14 protein-coding genes are annotated in these 15382 nt (G+C 27.7%); 10 read left to right on the top strand and 4 right to left on the bottom strand.

Annotated features, from left to right (window positions below; genetic code table 11):
• Positions 1 to 60 precede the first annotated feature (60 nt).
• Together typA and KO506_RS10055 are read left to right on the top strand one after the other, a co-directional pair.
• Positions 61 to 1830: a translational GTPase TypA gene (typA, locus tag KO506_RS10060; RefSeq protein WP_215994775.1), complete on the top strand. Its 1770-nt coding sequence runs from the start codon at positions 61 to 63 to the stop codon at positions 1828 to 1830.
• Between the two features lie 361 nt (positions 1831 to 2191).
• On the top strand, positions 2192 to 2974 hold the full coding sequence (locus tag KO506_RS10055; RefSeq protein ID WP_215994774.1) for an SHOCT domain-containing protein: 783 nt from the start codon (positions 2192 to 2194) through the stop codon (positions 2972 to 2974).
• Between the two features lie 124 nt (positions 2975 to 3098).
• On the opposite strand, the gene KO506_RS10050 is transcribed toward KO506_RS10055, so the two are convergent.
• Positions 3099 to 3950 carry an alpha/beta fold hydrolase gene (locus tag KO506_RS10050; protein WP_215994773.1) on the bottom strand — a complete coding sequence of 284 codons (852 nt, stop codon included), beginning with the start codon at positions 3948 to 3950 and terminating at the stop codon, positions 3099 to 3101.
• 18 nt (positions 3951 to 3968) lie between these two features.
• The gene (locus KO506_RS10045) at positions 3969 to 4853 is read right to left on the bottom strand and encodes an alpha/beta hydrolase (protein ID WP_215994772.1); all 885 of its coding nucleotides are present in this window, start codon (positions 4851 to 4853) and stop codon (positions 3969 to 3971) included.
• Positions 4854 to 4961: 108 nt separating this feature from the next.
• Between KO506_RS10045 and priA the strand changes: the two genes are divergently transcribed.
• The gene (gene priA, locus KO506_RS10040) at positions 4962 to 7385 is read left to right on the top strand and encodes a replication restart helicase PriA (RefSeq protein ID WP_436836412.1); all 2424 of its coding nucleotides are present in this window, start codon (positions 4962 to 4964) and stop codon (positions 7383 to 7385) included.
• Positions 7386 to 7485: 100 nt separating this feature from the next.
• On the opposite strand, the gene KO506_RS10035 is transcribed toward priA, so the two are convergent.
• Entirely contained in the window at positions 7486 to 9123 is a 1638-nt protein-coding gene (locus tag KO506_RS10035; RefSeq protein WP_252726836.1) for a hypothetical protein, read from the bottom strand.
• Between the two features lie 153 nt (positions 9124 to 9276).
• Here KO506_RS10035 and KO506_RS10030 point away from each other — a divergent pair, with 153 nt between their 5' ends.
• From KO506_RS10030 to ald, 4 genes are all read left to right on the top strand, one after another.
• Complete coding sequence (locus KO506_RS10030) at positions 9277 to 9837, top strand: RNA polymerase sigma factor (RefSeq protein ID WP_215994771.1); 561 nt, start codon at positions 9277 to 9279, stop codon at positions 9835 to 9837.
• Positions 9824 to 10627, top strand: coding sequence for a hypothetical protein (locus KO506_RS10025; protein WP_215994770.1), 804 nt, complete (start codon positions 9824 to 9826; stop codon positions 10625 to 10627). The genes KO506_RS10030 and KO506_RS10025 overlap by 14 nt, the downstream gene beginning before the upstream one ends.
• A 114-nt stretch (positions 10628 to 10741) precedes the next feature.
• Positions 10742 to 11857 carry a hypothetical protein gene (locus KO506_RS10020; protein ID WP_215994769.1) on the top strand — a complete coding sequence of 372 codons (1116 nt, stop codon included), beginning with the start codon at positions 10742 to 10744 and terminating at the stop codon, positions 11855 to 11857.
• A gap of 202 nt (positions 11858 to 12059) precedes the next feature.
• Complete coding sequence (gene ald, locus KO506_RS10015) at positions 12060 to 13142, top strand: alanine dehydrogenase (RefSeq protein ID WP_215994768.1); 1083 nt, start codon at positions 12060 to 12062, stop codon at positions 13140 to 13142.
• 42 nt (positions 13143 to 13184) lie between these two features.
• Here ald and KO506_RS10010 read toward each other — a convergent pair whose 3' ends face one another.
• Positions 13185 to 14087, bottom strand: a complete 903-nt coding sequence (locus tag KO506_RS10010) for a sterol desaturase family protein (RefSeq protein ID WP_215994767.1) — start codon at positions 14085 to 14087, stop codon at positions 13185 to 13187.
• A 126-nt stretch (positions 14088 to 14213) separates the two neighbouring features.
• Here KO506_RS10010 and rpsF point away from each other — a divergent pair, with 126 nt between their 5' ends.
• The 3 genes from rpsF to rplI are packed head-to-tail and all read left to right on the top strand — an operon-like array spanning position 14214 to position 15317.
• Positions 14214 to 14555 carry a 30S ribosomal protein S6 gene (gene rpsF / locus KO506_RS10005; protein WP_068358101.1) on the top strand — a complete coding sequence of 114 codons (342 nt, stop codon included), beginning with the start codon at positions 14214 to 14216 and terminating at the stop codon, positions 14553 to 14555.
• Between the two features lie 3 nt (positions 14556 to 14558).
• Positions 14559 to 14855, top strand: coding sequence for a 30S ribosomal protein S18 (gene rpsR / locus KO506_RS10000; RefSeq protein WP_015480245.1), 297 nt, complete (start codon positions 14559 to 14561; stop codon positions 14853 to 14855).
• A 15-nt stretch (positions 14856 to 14870) separates the two neighbouring features.
• On the top strand, positions 14871 to 15317 hold the full coding sequence (rplI, locus tag KO506_RS09995) for a 50S ribosomal protein L9 (RefSeq protein WP_215994766.1): 447 nt from the start codon (positions 14871 to 14873) through the stop codon (positions 15315 to 15317).
• Positions 15318 to 15382 lie beyond the last annotated feature (65 nt).

Raw genomic sequence — 15382 nt, 5'->3', positions numbered from 1 at the left:
TAGAATAGTAATAAATTACATTTAATCAACTACTTTTGCACGAAATTTAAGAATTTAAGCATGCAAATCAGAAACATCGCAATTATTGCACACGTTGATCACGGAAAAACAACGTTAGTAGATAAAATTATAGATCAAGCAAAAATTTTAGACGAACGTAAAGAACGTACAGATTTATTGTTAGATAACAATGATTTAGAAAGAGAAAGAGGAATTACTATTCTTTCTAAAAACGTTTCTGTAAACTATAAAAACACAAAAATTAACGTAATTGATACTCCTGGTCACGCCGATTTTGGTGGAGAAGTAGAACGTGTATTAAAAATGGCTGATGGTGTTTTGTTATTAGTTGATGCATTTGAAGGACCAATGCCACAAACTCGTTTTGTATTAGGTAAAGCCTTAGAATTAGGATTAACTCCTATTGTTGTAGTAAACAAAGTAGATAAAGAAAACTGTACTCCTGATATCGTTCATGAAAAAGTTTTTGACTTAATGTTTGCTTTAGAAGCTACAGAAGAGCAGTTAGACTTTACTACAATTTATGGTTCTGCAAAGAACAATTGGATGAGTACAGATTGGCAAAACGAAACTACAGATATTGTACCTTTATTAGATGCTGTATTAGAATCTATTCCTGCAACTAAATACAATGAAGGTACTGCACAAATGCAAATTACTTCTTTAGATTTTTCTAAATTTACAGGAAGAATTGCAATTGGGCGTATTTTTAGAGGAGACTTAGAAGTTGGTAAAGATTACATGTTATGTAAAGCTGACGGTTCTACTAAAAAAGTAAGAATTAAAGAATTACACGTATTCGAAGGAATGGGTAAAGTTCAAGTAGATAAAGTACCTTGTGGAGATATTTGTGCAATTACAGGTGTTGAAGGTTTTGAAATTGGTGATACAATTGCTGATTTAGAAAACCCAGAAGCATTACCAAGAACAGAAATAGATCAACCTACAATGAGTATGTTGTTTACAATTAACAACTCTCCTTTCTTTGGTAAAGAAGGTAAATTTGTAACATCTCGTCACTTAAGAGATCGTTTATTTAAAGAATTAGAAAAAAACCTTGCATTAAAAGTAGAAACTACTGATAGTGAAGATAAATTTAACGTTTTTGGACGTGGAGTTTTACATTTATCAGTATTGATTGAAACAATGCGTAGAGAAGGATATGAATTACAAGTGGGTAGACCACAAGTAATTATTAAAGAAATAGATGGTAAAAAACATGAGCCAATGGAAACATTGTCTATTGATGTACCAGAAGAAATGGCTTCTAAAGCAATTAACTTAGTATCTCTTAGAAAAGGAGATATGTTAGTAATGGAACCAAAAGGAGATTTACAACATTTAGAATTTTCAATTCCTTCTAGAGGATTGATTGGTTTAAGAAATAAAATTTTAACAGCAACAGGTGGTACAGCTATTATTAACCATAGATTTAGTGAATATGGTCCTTATAAAGGAGACTTTACTGAAGAAGTAAAAGGAGCAATCGTTTCTTCTGCAGCAGGTAAAGCAACAGCTTATGCATTAAACCGTTTACAAGATAGAGGTGTTTTCTTTATTGATATCAACCAAGAAATTTATGTTGGTCAGGTTATTGGAGAAAATTCTAAATCAGATGATATGGCTGTAAACTTAATTAAAGGAAAGCAATTAACAAATATGCGTAAATCTGGTACAGATGATGCTATGAAAATTGCTCCAAAAATTGATTTTTCTTTAGAAGAAAATATGGAATACATTAAAGCTGATGAGTATTTAGAAGTTACTCCAGAAAGCTTACGTATGCGTAAGATTAATTTTAAAGCATAAGTATAAGTATTAATATTTAAAAACATTTCTTTTAGTAAGCAGTTTTACTAATAAAATATTTTATAATATATTAAAAAGCTCAAGTTAAAACTTGGGCTTTTTTTATGGATGTTAAGAACAAAATTATATAAAATATAATATATGTTCAATATTACCCTAAAAAGTATAGAATTACTTATTTATTAGACTGTTTACAATACATTTTTATTAGTTTTACTTTGTCTTAACTAGTTTAAAATCAAACAAATATTTTAAAAACTTAATGTATTTTAATGACTTAAACAAATACTATAGTCTACCTTTGTCACTAAAATTGTGAAGCAATTTTTAATAAAAAAAAAGAAATAAAATCTCATATAAAATGAATGCAATTTTCACAGACGCAAGTTTTCAAAACATGTTAAACGTTGCAAATAAATACGGAATTAGTTCAAACGCAGTTACAGATCTAACACATTGTTTAATGAATAGTAATGGAACAATGGCGCAATTTAATATACAAGAATTAGGTGGTGGTGGCCAATGGATGTTAGGAGGTATGACTATGGTTGGTGATATGTTCAATAACCAACTTAAATATACTGTAGACGGACTTTGTGCAGAATTATCGAACTTTATTCAGCAAGGAGCAATACAATATAAACCTTTACCAAGATTAGAAAATCAGCAAGGTGGTTTTTCTGGAAATTGGTGGGGAGATTTAGGTTACCCTAATTCAACAGGTAGTCAAAACGGAACTAGTTATGCTATTTTTAACAATATTAATCGTTTGGCAATTCAGCAAAATGGAAAAGTTACTATTTTCGATACTTTAAACAACAATATTGGTGGAGTAGGTCAACAACAAGGAGGTAATTATTCAGTAACCTTTACGAGTCAATTTGGTACAGTAGATTTAAGTACTTTACCAATTGTTTCTGGCGTTCAAGAAACGGCTAAACAATCAGAACCATTACCTTTATTAGTTGAAGAAGATATCTTTAAACCTAATAATCAGCAAATATCAAATTTACAAGAAGACAATAGTTTCTTTGAGGAAGATATTTTTGGTAAAATAGAAAAATTAGCTAGTTTAAAAGACAAAGGAATTTTATCTGAAGATGAATTTACTTCTAAAAAGAATGATTTGTTAAGTAGATTGTAAATAATGTTTTTTATTTAGTAAAATATAAGCTCAAGAATTTATTTTCTTGAGTTTTTTTTATAAAAATAATCTTTACCTATACTCTCTATAACTTATTCAATTTAATAGCGTAAATTAAGTTATTTTAAGATATTATTGATTGTATAAAATCCTCTGGTTTTTCTAACATAGGGTAGTGCCCACAATTATCAATAAAATGTAAAGTACTATTTTTAAACTCTTCAGAAAAACGAGTTGCTTCATTTTCATTAAAAATTATATCATTTTTACCAGAAATTATCTTTGCAGGTGTTGTGTTTACTTGTAAGGTATTAAACCATCTGCGCCATAATAATTTACTTTCTGTTATATAACTTGGTAAATAATCTATGATTTCTCTTCCGCTTTTATGTTCTATTAATATCCACTTAGCTTTAATTTCTTCATCAGAAATACTATTATTTTCATAAAAGAAATCTTTAATTTTCATTTTGTAAAACGAAAACGAATTTAGCATTAATAATATTTTATTAGAAAATTGTTCTAAAGGATGTAAGCTTACTTTATCTAAATTATTATGATCAAAAGAGATTATACTATTTAAAATTACAACTTTTTTTACTTCAATTTGTATAAGTTTTGTTCTTTGTCTGGTTAACACCTCTAAAGCAATTTGTGTACTATAATTATGCCCAACAAGAGTTATGTTTTTAAGATCTAAAATTCTCCATAATTCTAAGCAAACATCTGTTTGTTGTAAAATATTAAAATAATAATTTGAAGGTTTATCAGAAAAGCCAAATCCTACAAAATCTTGTATTACTACTCTATAATACTTACTTAATTCTGGTAAAACTTTATAATAATCTATAGATGAAGTTGCATAGCCATGCTGTAATACTAAAGTTTCTTCGCTATTACCTTCATCAATAACAAATACCTTTGTATTAAGTACAGAAACCATTTTACCTTTCTGAGCCCATTCTTTTGTTTCCATTAAAATATTTTATAAAATTTAAAAAACAGGTTTATCTATATTTTGATAATCAAAGACTAATTTAATCCAACTATTTGGTGTTTCTATAATAGAATAATGTTTCACATTTTCTATCCAAACTAAATATTTACTAACATCTTCAGTAGCTAAAACAATAGCAATTTCTTTAATAGCAACAGGATCCGTTTTTTCCCAGAAAATTTTAACAGGTATTTTAGCTTCTTTTAAAGCATTTGTCCATCTGTGCCAATAAGTATAACGTTCGTTTATAAAATTACTTAAAAAATGAACTTCTTTTTGTCCTTCTGTAGAATTTAATTGATTCCACATATCTTTTATATCGTAATCTTTTTGAATTTGATAATTGATGTTATCTTTCTTAAACTTTCTTTTTATTTTACGATAACCATAACTTGTAAGTCTAGAAATGTATCTTCCTAATTTTCTGTCTTTAAGTAGTTTGTCTATGTTTCTTAAATGTAAATGTTCTAGTCTCATACTGCTACTACACAAATACATTTTGTTAATTCTAATAGGAATTAAATTATGGTTTTTACGAGCCAAAATTTCTTTAGCTATAGATGTACCATAATCATGTGCTAAAATAGTTACACTTTTTAAGCCTAATTTGTTCCAAAGTTGTAAGGCGATATCAGCTTGATCTATTAAAGAATAGGTTAAAGAGTCTGGTTTATCAGAAAAACCAAAACCTAAATGATCGTGTACAACAATTCTAAAATACTTTGCAAGTTCAGGTATTATTCTATGATAATCGTAAGAAGAAGTTGGATATCCATGAAGTATAGCAAGAGTACCAGGTTTATCACCTTCATCTATTACAAATACTTTTTTGTTTTCTATGGTAACGAATTTACCTTTATTTTTCCAGTTTTCAGCAGTCATGTTTTTGGGGGATTAATTGCTAAATTATTTTGTATAAAGGTACTATTTTTTATTTAATTTTGATTTTTTAAATGTTAAAGATTTTACAATATCAATTATATAGACGTCATATTACCTATACCAATTCAGAAGACTTTTACGTATTCTGTTACTGATGAAGAATATAACTTTTTAAAAAAAGGAATGCGAGTTGCTGTTTCTTTTGGTAAAACTAAGCTTTTTACGGGTTTAGTTTTTAATATTCATCAAAAAGCACCAATATTATACGAAGCTAAAGATATTCATCAAATTTTAGATGATAAACCTTTGGTAAATGAACATCAATTAAAACACTGGCAATGGATTGCTAATTATTATATGTGTGCTTTAGGTGATGTTTATAGAGCTTCTTTACCTTCTGCTTTTTTATTAGAAAGCGAAACCATTGTTTATAAAAACGAGGCTTTTATTAATGAAAATGAATTAGGGGATGATGAGTTTTTAATTTTTGAAGCTTTGCAACATCAATCTCAATTAACAATTCATCAGGTTGCAGATATTTTAGGTAAGAAAAAAGTAATGCCAATTGTTAATGAGTTGATTAAAAAATCGGCAATTTATATTCAAGAAAAAATTTATGAACAGTACAAACCTAAATTGGTAAAATACGTTCGTTTACATGCAGCTTATACTTCTGATGATTCCTTAAATTCTTTATTAGAAGAATTATCTAGAGCCAAAAAACAGAGAGAAGCAGTTTTAACGTTCTTTCAATTATCAACCACAAAAAAACCAATAAAAGCTAAAGATTTAGAAACAAAAGCGAACGTTTCATCTGCAGTTTTAAAATCTTTAGTAGATAAAAATATCTTTGAGTTTTACCAAATTCAAACAGATAGAATTAGTTTTAAAGGTGATACTAATTCACTTAAAACTTTAAATGAGTTTCAAGAAAAAGCCTATTTAGAGATAAAAGAAACTTTTATAAAAAAAGATGTTACACTTTTACATGGAATTACGAGTTCTGGTAAAACTGAGATTTACACAAAATTAATTCAAGAAGTTTTAGATAATGGTAAACAGGTTTTGTTTTTATTGCCAGAAATTGCTTTAACGACCCAAATTATAACACGTTTGCAATTTTATTTCGGAGAACAAATTTCTGTTTTTCATTCTAAATATTCAATGAACGAAAGAGTAGAAGTGTGGAATAACGTGCTTGAAAATAAATCAAAAGCGCAAATTATTTTAGGAGCAAGATCATCTATTTTTCTACCTTTTTTTAATTTAGGATTAATTGTTGTTGATGAAGAACATGAAACTTCTTATAAACAATTTGAGCCATCACCAAGATATAATGCTAGAGATGCAGCTATTGTTTTGGCAAAAATGCATCAAGCAAAAATATTATTAGGCTCAGCAACACCTTCTTTAGAAAGTTATTTTAATGCTCAACAAAACAAATATGGTTTTGTAGAATTAAATAGACGTCATGGAAATGTACAATTACCAAAAATTGAATTGATAGATGTAAAAGATAAACAAAAGAAAAAGGAAATGACAGGTCATTTTTCTGATCGTTTGTTAAAATTAATTCAAGGGGCTTTAGATGAAAAAGAACAAGTAATCTTATTTCAAAATAGACGTGGATATTCACCAATTGTAGAATGTAAAACTTGTGGAGTGGCTCCTCAATGTCCTAATTGCGATGTTAGTTTAACATTTCATAAATTCAGACACGAGTTACGTTGCCATTATTGTAGTTATCAAAGAGCAATGCCAAATTCTTGTTCTGCTTGTGGTAGTAATACCTTAGACACCAAAGGTTTTGGTACAGAGCAAATTGAATTAGAATTAAAAGAATTGTTTCCTGATTACAAAATAGGAAGAATGGATTTAGATACAACTCGTGGTAAATTCGGATATCAAAAAATAATTGGTGCTTTCGAAGCCAGAGAAATTGATGTTTTAGTAGGTACACAAATGTTATCTAAAGGATTAGATTTTGATAATGTAACCCTTGTTGGAGTTTTAAATGCTGATACTATGCTAAATTTTCCAGATTTTAGAGCCCATGAAAGAGCCTATCAAATGATGGTGCAAGTTTCTGGTAGAGCAGGTAGATATAAAAAACAAGGAAATGTGGCTATACAAACCTACAATCCTTATCATCAAATATTACAGCAAGTTTCAACCACAAATTATACAGAAATGTATAAAGAACAATTACAAGAACGTTGGCAGTTTAAATATCCTCCTTATTATAGATTGATAAAAATAACCCTAAAACATAGAGATTATAATAAAGTAGAAAGTGGAGTAAATTGGCTTTTTAAAGCTTTGTATGCTTCTTTTGGTGAGTACGTTTTAGGACCAACAGCACCTGCAGTTTCTAGAATTAGAAATCAGTATATTAAAAATATTGTAATCAAAATTCCGCCAAAACAAAGTTTAGCAAACACTAAAAATCAAGTTGCAAAAATTAAAAACACGTTCGAAGCTGTTAAAGATTTTAGACCAATTCGTTTTATTATGGATGTTGATGCTTACTAGGAAATTTTTATCTTAAAGCTCTAAAAGTTGCAATTAATAATTGTTTTTTTAACTAATTTTAGAATGTTAGTTTTTAATTAATATTGGTTTCAGTAATACTTTATAAGTATTTTCTACTTAATTTTATTAACTGATGTTTTACATTGTAATTTGAAAAATCAAATACTTTAATCTTTTTAGATTGATTTTCTTTTCCCCAATTATAATAAGTTGTAATTTTAAAAGTAGTAGGTTTTTCTTGTTTATTGCCTAAATAAGTTAGGTTTACTAAGTAAAATCCAGGAATTAATTTATCAATAAAAATTTCTTTAGAAGTATATCCTTTTATTTTTTGATCTTTTATCAAACTTTGATTTTCTTTAAAGGAATTCTCAATTTTATAAGTCGCTAAATAGGGGTTTACAAATTCTATTATAAATTCAGCTTCAGTTGTATTCCATTCAAAAACAAGTCTAACATCACTTTTTACATTCTTATTAGGGTTTTCAATCTTAATTTTCTTACGATTATTATCGTTTTCGATATCCAAATTATATACAGTTATAATTTCTGATGCAATAATTTCACCTATATCATCTTCTTTAACTTTATAGCCTTTATTCAAAAAGTAATGATAGGTTTTCCAAAACTCATTATATTCTTTTTGTTCTAAAAATGCATTCGCTAAATCTCTAAAAGATTGTAGGTAATTAGGTCTTAGTTTTATAATTTTTTTATAAACTTCAATTGCTTTTTTATCTTCATTTATTTCTTGATATTTATAAGCAATTGCCTTTAGAGTTTCTGGATTATTATTAGCTTCCTTTTCATACGTTGATAGTATTTCTGATAAAAATGTATTATCGAATTTTTTATCTTTAAAATATTTGTAAATATTTAAGAAATAATCTTTATTATTTTTGTCCTTTTTATAAGTGTTTTCAAATAATTCTAGTGCTTCTTTTTCTTTAGAAATTTTCTTGTATTTATCTAAAAAAGGATAGATGTTTTTTAATTTCTTGACTTTTTTAGCATCATAACTATAAAAATCATCATCAGTAAAAAAATAATTGTTAAAATCGATATTCTTTAACTTTTTGTAATCTATGTTCGTACTAACTCTAATTACTGGATTGTTTTTTTCAGAGTTCATTACAATAATTTCTTTTACTTCTGATATTAGAATAGGAAAAGGAATATCAAATTCATAATTATCAATCAACCAAACAGCAGAACCATTAAATTCCTTGCCTTTTAAATAGAGTGTTTCTTCTCCATATTTATTAAATTTTATGTAAAAAAAAGTTAGTTTTTCTACAAGAGCTCTTGTTAATGAAGTAGCATATTTGTTTAAAGATTTTCCATCAATTTTAATAACTCCAAATTCAGGAACATTTTCTCCAATATTTACATCACCCAATTTTGGGTTGGAATTAAATCTTAGTTTAGACGATTTGTTTTCAACAATCATATTGATATTCAACGTTTCAGAAACATCTTCAACGATAACGTAAGTTTTTAAATATCCTGAATAACTATAACTTAAGGTTTCACCAATTTTAGCTTTAATAGTATAAAAACCATTTGTATCAGAAATTGCATAACGCATTGTGTTTTCTACAAAAATAGTTACATTAGAAAGTGCCTTGTCTTTATGTTTTATAAAACCAGAAATAGTTTTAAAATTAGTATTATTGGTTGTTTGTGCAAAAAAATAAAAAGGAACTAGGAGTAATAATAAGGTAAGTTTGTTTTTCATAGTTGTAATTACTTATTGGTTATAAATGTATCAAATTTTATACCCATTTTAAATAATCTGAAAATAAATGATTTTTTTTAACACCCAAAGCAACCTTTTTAAAAACTTTGTAGTCTTTATATTTGTAAGGCAATAAAAACTAACTGAAGAGGCTTGAAAATTATAAAATTGCATAATCAAGAAAAATCGCTCATAAAAAAAGCGGTTAATAATAACAGAGAAGCGCAGCAACAATTGTTTGAGCAGCATTCGCCTAAAATGTTAGGTGTTTGTAGGCAGTATGTAAAAGATTTACATCACGCAGAAGATTTAATGTTACAAGGCTTTTTAAAAGTTTTTACAAACTTACACAGATTTAAACACGAAGGTAGTTTTGAAGGTTGGATAAGAAGAATTATGGTAAATACATGTATTTCTTATCTCAGAAAAAAAAATAGAATCGATTTATCTGATGAAGATTATGTTTTTAATGATGCAGCCACAGAAAGTTTAGAAAATACTTCTGTAGAAGATATTCAAAAACTGATAGATCAATTACCAGAAGGTTATAAAATGGTGTTTAATTTATTCGCCATAGAAGGTTTTAAACATTCAGAAATAGCAGTGCAATTGGGTATTTCTGTAAGTACATCAAAATCGCAATTATTTAAAGCACGTAAATTATTGCAACAGAATTATATTAAAATGAATAAAGTAATTAATGAAGACAAATAAAATAGATAAAGACGTAAAACAAAAGTTTGAGAATAGAACTTTTAAGCCATCAGCTTCTGCTTGGGAACGTTTGTCTGTACAATTAGACGAACAACCAAAACAAAAGAAAATAGGCAGGTTTTTTTATATAGGTGCAGCAGCAAGTATTTTGTTATTGGTTACAATAGGTATTAAAATGTTTTCTGATGATACAGAAGAAATTATACCAAAAGAGGAAATTGTAATATCACCTATTGATACTAATTTGATTGATAAAAAAATAGAGAAATTTATTAATGAAATTCCTGTTGAAGAAGCTTTAGTAAATCAAAAAGAAGTAGAATTTGATAACAAAAAAAATACTGAAAAGGTAATTGTTAAGAGAGAAAAATATCAACATAAAAAAAATAACGCAACTAAAAAAGAACAAACAGTTATTGCAAAAGTTGATATTGAAAATAAGGATGTAATTTCTACAGAAATAGAAAAATCTTCAATAAATAAAATAAAAATCTTAGAACAAGACCCAAATAGCACTATAAAAATAAACGCAGACGATTTATTATATGCAGTTACACACAGCCCAAGAGAAGTAAAAGAATATTATGCAAAATACAATGTGAATAGAGAAGATGTACTTAGAACGATTAAAAATGAGCTCAAAAAATCGAACATAAAAGTAAATCCGAATACTATTTTAGCAGAAGTAGAACGCACAATTGATGATGATGACTTTCAGAATAACTTTATGAAATCATTAAAAAGAAGAGTTACAGATATTGCATCAGCAATTGCCAGTAGAAACGATTAAATAGTTTATCAATGTGAGTTTAATAAGCAATCTAATAATTAATTAACAGATTACTTTATTATAACTTCATTGAACAAAAACAGAAAAAAACAAAATCTTTAAAACCCATTAAAAATGAAAAGAATACTACTAATACTAGTGTTGTTATGTACAACTATTGCCCAATCTCAAGAAAAAACATTCGAGAAAGAAGTAAGTAAAATATCAAAAAGAATAGAAAGAATTACCAAACAACAAAAAGATTCTTTAAAAGTAAAAGTTATTGATATTGATAAAAAGTTAGAAAAAGGAGAAATCACAAAAACCACTGCAGAAACTCTTAAGAAAGAAGTTGCTGCTTATCATGCAAGACGAATTGAAAAATTAGTTGGTGAGCAAGAGCGTTTATTACAACTTTTAGTGCAAGATAAAACGAATGGTAAAATTGCTACTTCAGAAGATGTAGAAGAATCAATTACAGACGAAGATGAAGACAATGTTTTTACTATTGGTAGTAAAGTTTTTAGGCTTAATATTTCTGAGGGAGATTTAGAAGAACGCAATAATAGAAGAAAAGAAAGATGGAAAACTAAAAATAAGAAACAAAGAAGTACCACAACTCAATTTGTTTTTGCAATGGGATTAAATAATGTTTTAAATGATAACGATTTGTCTTCTTTAGATGATTCAGAATATAAACTATGGCAATCGCATTTTTACGAATTAGGGTGGACCTGGAAAACCCGATTTTCTAGACAACCATCAAAATTATATTTTAAATACGGTTTCTCTTTTCTTTGGAACAACTTACGTTTAAAAGATAATAAAATTCACGTTAAAAACGGAGATGTTACAGAAATTGAAAACTTCAGTAATCAATTATCAGAAAGTAGATTACGTCACGTACAAATGAACTTTCCTATGCATTTAGAATTAGATTTTTCTAAAAATAGAACTTATGATGATGGCAGAGTAAGAGATAGAACAAATAGAGGTGTGCGTTTAGGAGTTGGTGGTTTTGTTGGCTTTAAACTAGGTACAAGACAATATTTAGAGTATAGAGACAATACTAATGTAGAAGTTGAACAGTTACAATATGATAATTTTAATATGAATGTTTTTAACTACGGTTTAAGTAGCTATATAGGTTATAAAAATACGAGCTTTTATGTAAAGTATGATTTAAATCCATTGTTTAAAAATACCGAAACTAGAAACTTTTCTATGGGAATACGTTTAGATTTGAATTAATATCGATGATAATAATCTATTTTGATTACATATTTTTACTATAAAACATGTAATTTTTAAAAAATATAAGTAAATTTTATCATTTTATTATTTTGATGTTAAGATTATGTCATTATCATAAAAATAACTTTTTAAAACCTTTTTGTTTAAAATAAAACAAAAAGGTTTTAAATTTACACCATAATTATTTTTATAAAATTTGATGATAATAGGGATCCCTACAGAAATTAAAAATAACGAAAGCAGAGTTGGAATGACGCCTGCAGGAGTTTTTTCATTGACTAAAAACAATCATACAGTATATGTACAATCTAATGCAGGTGCAGGTAGTGGTTTTTTTGATAAAGATTATGTAAGAGTAGGTGCTACAATTTTACCAACAATAGAAGATATCTACAATCAAAGTGATATGATTGTTAAAGTAAAAGAACCAATTGCTTTAGAGTATCCTTTAATAAAAGAAAATCAGATTGTTTTTACTTATTTTCATTTTGCATCAAGTGAGCCACTTACAAAAGCAATGCTTAAAAGTAAAGCTACTTGTATTGCTTACGAAACTGTAGAAGATGAAGATGGTAGTTTGCCTTTGTTAACACCTATGTCAGAAGTGGCAGGTAGAATGTCTATACAACAAGGAGCAAAATATTTAGAAAAACCTATTAAAGGTCGTGGAATTTTATTAGGTGGTGTACCAGGTGTAAAACCAGGTAAGGTATTAGTTTTAGGAGCAGGAGTTGTTGGAGTACAAGCAGCAAAAATGGCAGCAGGATTAGGTGCACATGTAACTATTATGGATATTAATATGAAACGTTTACGTTATGTAAATGATGTATTACCAAACCACGTAGTTACTGCTTTTTCTAGCGAATATAGTATAAGAGAACATATAAAAACACACGATTTAATTGTGGGAGGTGTTTTAGTAAAAGGAGGTAAAGCACCTAAACTAATCACAAAAGATATGCTTAAAGAAATGCGTCCAGGAACTGTAGTTGTAGATGTAGCTGTAGATCAAGGAGGATGTTTCGAAACCACAAAAGCAACAACACATGAAGATCCTACATATATTATAGATGATGTAGTACATTATTGTGTTGCAAATATGCCAGGAGCTGTACCTTACACATCTACAATGGCATTAACAAACGTTACACTTACTTACATTTTAAAAATAGCAAATCTAGGTTGGGAAAAAGCTTGTGAAGCAGACAAAACCCTAGCTAAAGGTTTAAATATTGTAAATGGTAAAATAGTATATAAAGAATTAGAAGGTATTTTTGATTAATTATTTTTGGTTTTTATTGTAAAAAAGAGGTTTATGTGATGTTTACCTCTTTTTTCTTTTTCCACTATTTTCTTCCCAATCTTTTCTAAGATCTGTAGATAAAACTCCTGTTCCATCATGTTTCCATCCAGGTGGTTTTATCAAATATTTTAATTTGTTTATAAGTGATGTTTTTGATTGATAAAAATCTTTAAACATATTTTTCCATTCTAAAAAAGCAATTTTAATAGGATTATAAGTGTTAATGTTTGTAACCAAACCATAAATAGGTTTTTCAACTTCGGGTTCAAAAGTGCCAAAAAGTTTATCCCAAATAATAAAAATACCAGCATGATTTCTGTCTAAATATTGTGCATTTGTTGCATGGTGTACTCTATGATGACTTGGAGTATTAAAAATAGTTTCGAACCATTTTGGCATTTTATCAATCATTTCAGTATGAATCCAATATTGATATATTAAACTGATAGACATCTGTACAATTACCATTATAGGATGAAAACCAATTAAAACTAAAGGAAACCAAAAGATAAATGTATAGAAACTCCCTGTCCAAGTTTGTCTTAAAGCAGTACTTAAATTATATTTTTCTGATGAATGATGCACCACATGACTAGCCCAAAAGAATCTACTTTCATGTGCAATTCTATGATTCCAATAATAGCAAAAATCTTCAGCAAATAAAATAATTAACCAAGACCACCAAGTAAAATGAATTGTAAAAAGTCTATATTTATATATAAAAAAAAAGCAAGCTAAAATAATTCCTTTGGTAAATAAACCAACAAAAACATTACCTAAACCCATTAATATAGATGTTCCTGCATCTTTAAATTCATAATCTTCGAGTTTAACCTTTACAGTTAAAATTATTTCTAGAACAACTGTAAAAGCAAAAAAAGGTATTGCGTAATGAATTAAATCGGGTATTTCTGGTATTTCCATTTTTTAAAAATTAGGAGAGTAATTTAAGGTTTTAAAAATAAGAATTTTAAAACATAAAAAAGATGCTATAAATACAAAAAAGTTAGTATATTTGCACCCTTAAAATTAAACAATAAATTTTTAATTATGAATCATTACGAAACTGTTTTCATTTTGAATCCCGTTTTATCTGATACTCAGATAAAGGAAACAGTACAAAAGTTCGAGGACTATTTGGTTTCTAAAGGTGCCGAAATGATTTCTAAAGAAGATTGGGGCTTAAAAAAATTAGCTTATCCAATTCAAAAGAAAAAAAGTGGTTTTTACCATTTATTAGAGTACAAAGTAGCTGGTGAAGAGATTGCTGCATTTGAGTTAGAATTTAGAAGAGATGATAGCGTTATGCGTTACCTTTCTGTTAGATTAGACAAACATGCTGCAGCTTGGGCTAAAGTTAGAAGTGAAAGAGTTAAATCTTCAAAAAAATAAGAAATGGCATCAATAGAACAACAAGCAAAAGGTGGTAAATCTGCTGACGTTAGATATTTAACGCCATTAGATATAGAAACTAAAAAAGAAGCTAAATACTGTAGATTTAAGAAAAAAGGTATCAAATATATCGATTATAAAGATGCAGATTTCTTAATGTATTTAGTAAACGAACAAGGTAAAATTTTACCAAGACGTTTAACAGGAACATCATTAAAATATCAACGTAAAGTTGCGCAAGCAATTAAAAGAGCGCGTCATTTAGCGTTAATGCCTTACGTTGGTGATATGTTAAAATAATAAATACCTAGAGAAATGGAATTGATATTAAGACAAGACGTAGAAAATTTAGGATTTAAAGATGATGTTGTATCTGTTAAAAACGGTTATGGTAGAAACTTTTTAATCCCAACAGGGCAAGCTGTTTTAGCAACTTCATCTGCAAAGAAAGTTTTAGCAGAGAATTTAAAACAACGTGCTTATAAAGAAGCTAAATTAATTGAAGACGCTAACGCAATTGCTGAAACAATTAAAGGATATGAAATTAAAATTGCATCTAAAACTGGTTCTGGAGACAAATTATTTGGTTCTGTAAACAACATAGATTTAGCTGCTGCATTAACAAAAGCTGGTACAGAATTAGACAAGAAATTTATTAAAGTTGTTGGTGGTTCTGTAAAAAGATTAGGTAAATACGAAGCTGCTGTAAGATTACACAGAGCTGTAGTTGCAGATATTACTTTTGAAGTAGTTGCAGAATAGTTACAAATTTGTTAACTATTTGTTAAGAAATAAACACTTGCTTTTAAGCAGGTGTTTTTTTTATG

This window comes from Polaribacter vadi (genome assembly GCF_018861005.1).
Classification (GTDB): Bacteria; Bacteroidota; Bacteroidia; order Flavobacteriales; family Flavobacteriaceae; genus Polaribacter; species Polaribacter vadi_A.
The sequence above is the reverse complement of the archived record's forward strand: the minus strand, read 5'-3'. Positions and strand labels throughout refer to the sequence as shown.

Excerpts from the sequence above, each read along its gene's own strand:
- KO506_RS10045 (WP_215994772.1), bottom strand. The coding sequence starts at position 4,853 with ATGACTGCTGAAAACTGGAAAAATAAAGGTAAATTCGTTACCATAGAA.
- KO506_RS10025 (WP_215994770.1), top strand. The coding sequence starts at position 9,824 with ATGAAGACAAATAAAATAGATAAAGACGTAAAACAAAAGTTTGAGAAT.
- rpsR (WP_015480245.1), top strand. The coding sequence starts at position 14,559 with ATGGCATCAATAGAACAACAAGCAAAAGGTGGTAAATCTGCTGACGTT.
- KO506_RS10050 (WP_215994773.1), bottom strand. The coding sequence starts at position 3,950 with ATGGAAACAAAAGAATGGGCTCAGAAAGGTAAAATGGTTTCTGTACTT.
- KO506_RS10055 (WP_215994774.1), top strand. The coding sequence starts at position 2,192 with ATGAATGCAATTTTCACAGACGCAAGTTTTCAAAACATGTTAAACGTT.
- ald (WP_215994768.1), top strand. The coding sequence starts at position 12,060 with ATGATAATAGGGATCCCTACAGAAATTAAAAATAACGAAAGCAGAGTT.
- KO506_RS10020 (WP_215994769.1), top strand. The coding sequence starts at position 10,742 with ATGAAAAGAATACTACTAATACTAGTGTTGTTATGTACAACTATTGCC.
- rplI (WP_215994766.1), top strand. The coding sequence starts at position 14,871 with ATGGAATTGATATTAAGACAAGACGTAGAAAATTTAGGATTTAAAGAT.
- typA (WP_215994775.1), top strand. The coding sequence starts at position 61 with ATGCAAATCAGAAACATCGCAATTATTGCACACGTTGATCACGGAAAA.
- KO506_RS10010 (WP_215994767.1), bottom strand. The coding sequence starts at position 14,087 with ATGGAAATACCAGAAATACCCGATTTAATTCATTACGCAATACCTTTT.
- KO506_RS10035 (WP_252726836.1), bottom strand. The coding sequence starts at position 9,123 with ATGAAAAACAAACTTACCTTATTATTACTCCTAGTTCCTTTTTATTTT.
- rpsF (WP_068358101.1), top strand. The coding sequence starts at position 14,214 with ATGAATCATTACGAAACTGTTTTCATTTTGAATCCCGTTTTATCTGAT.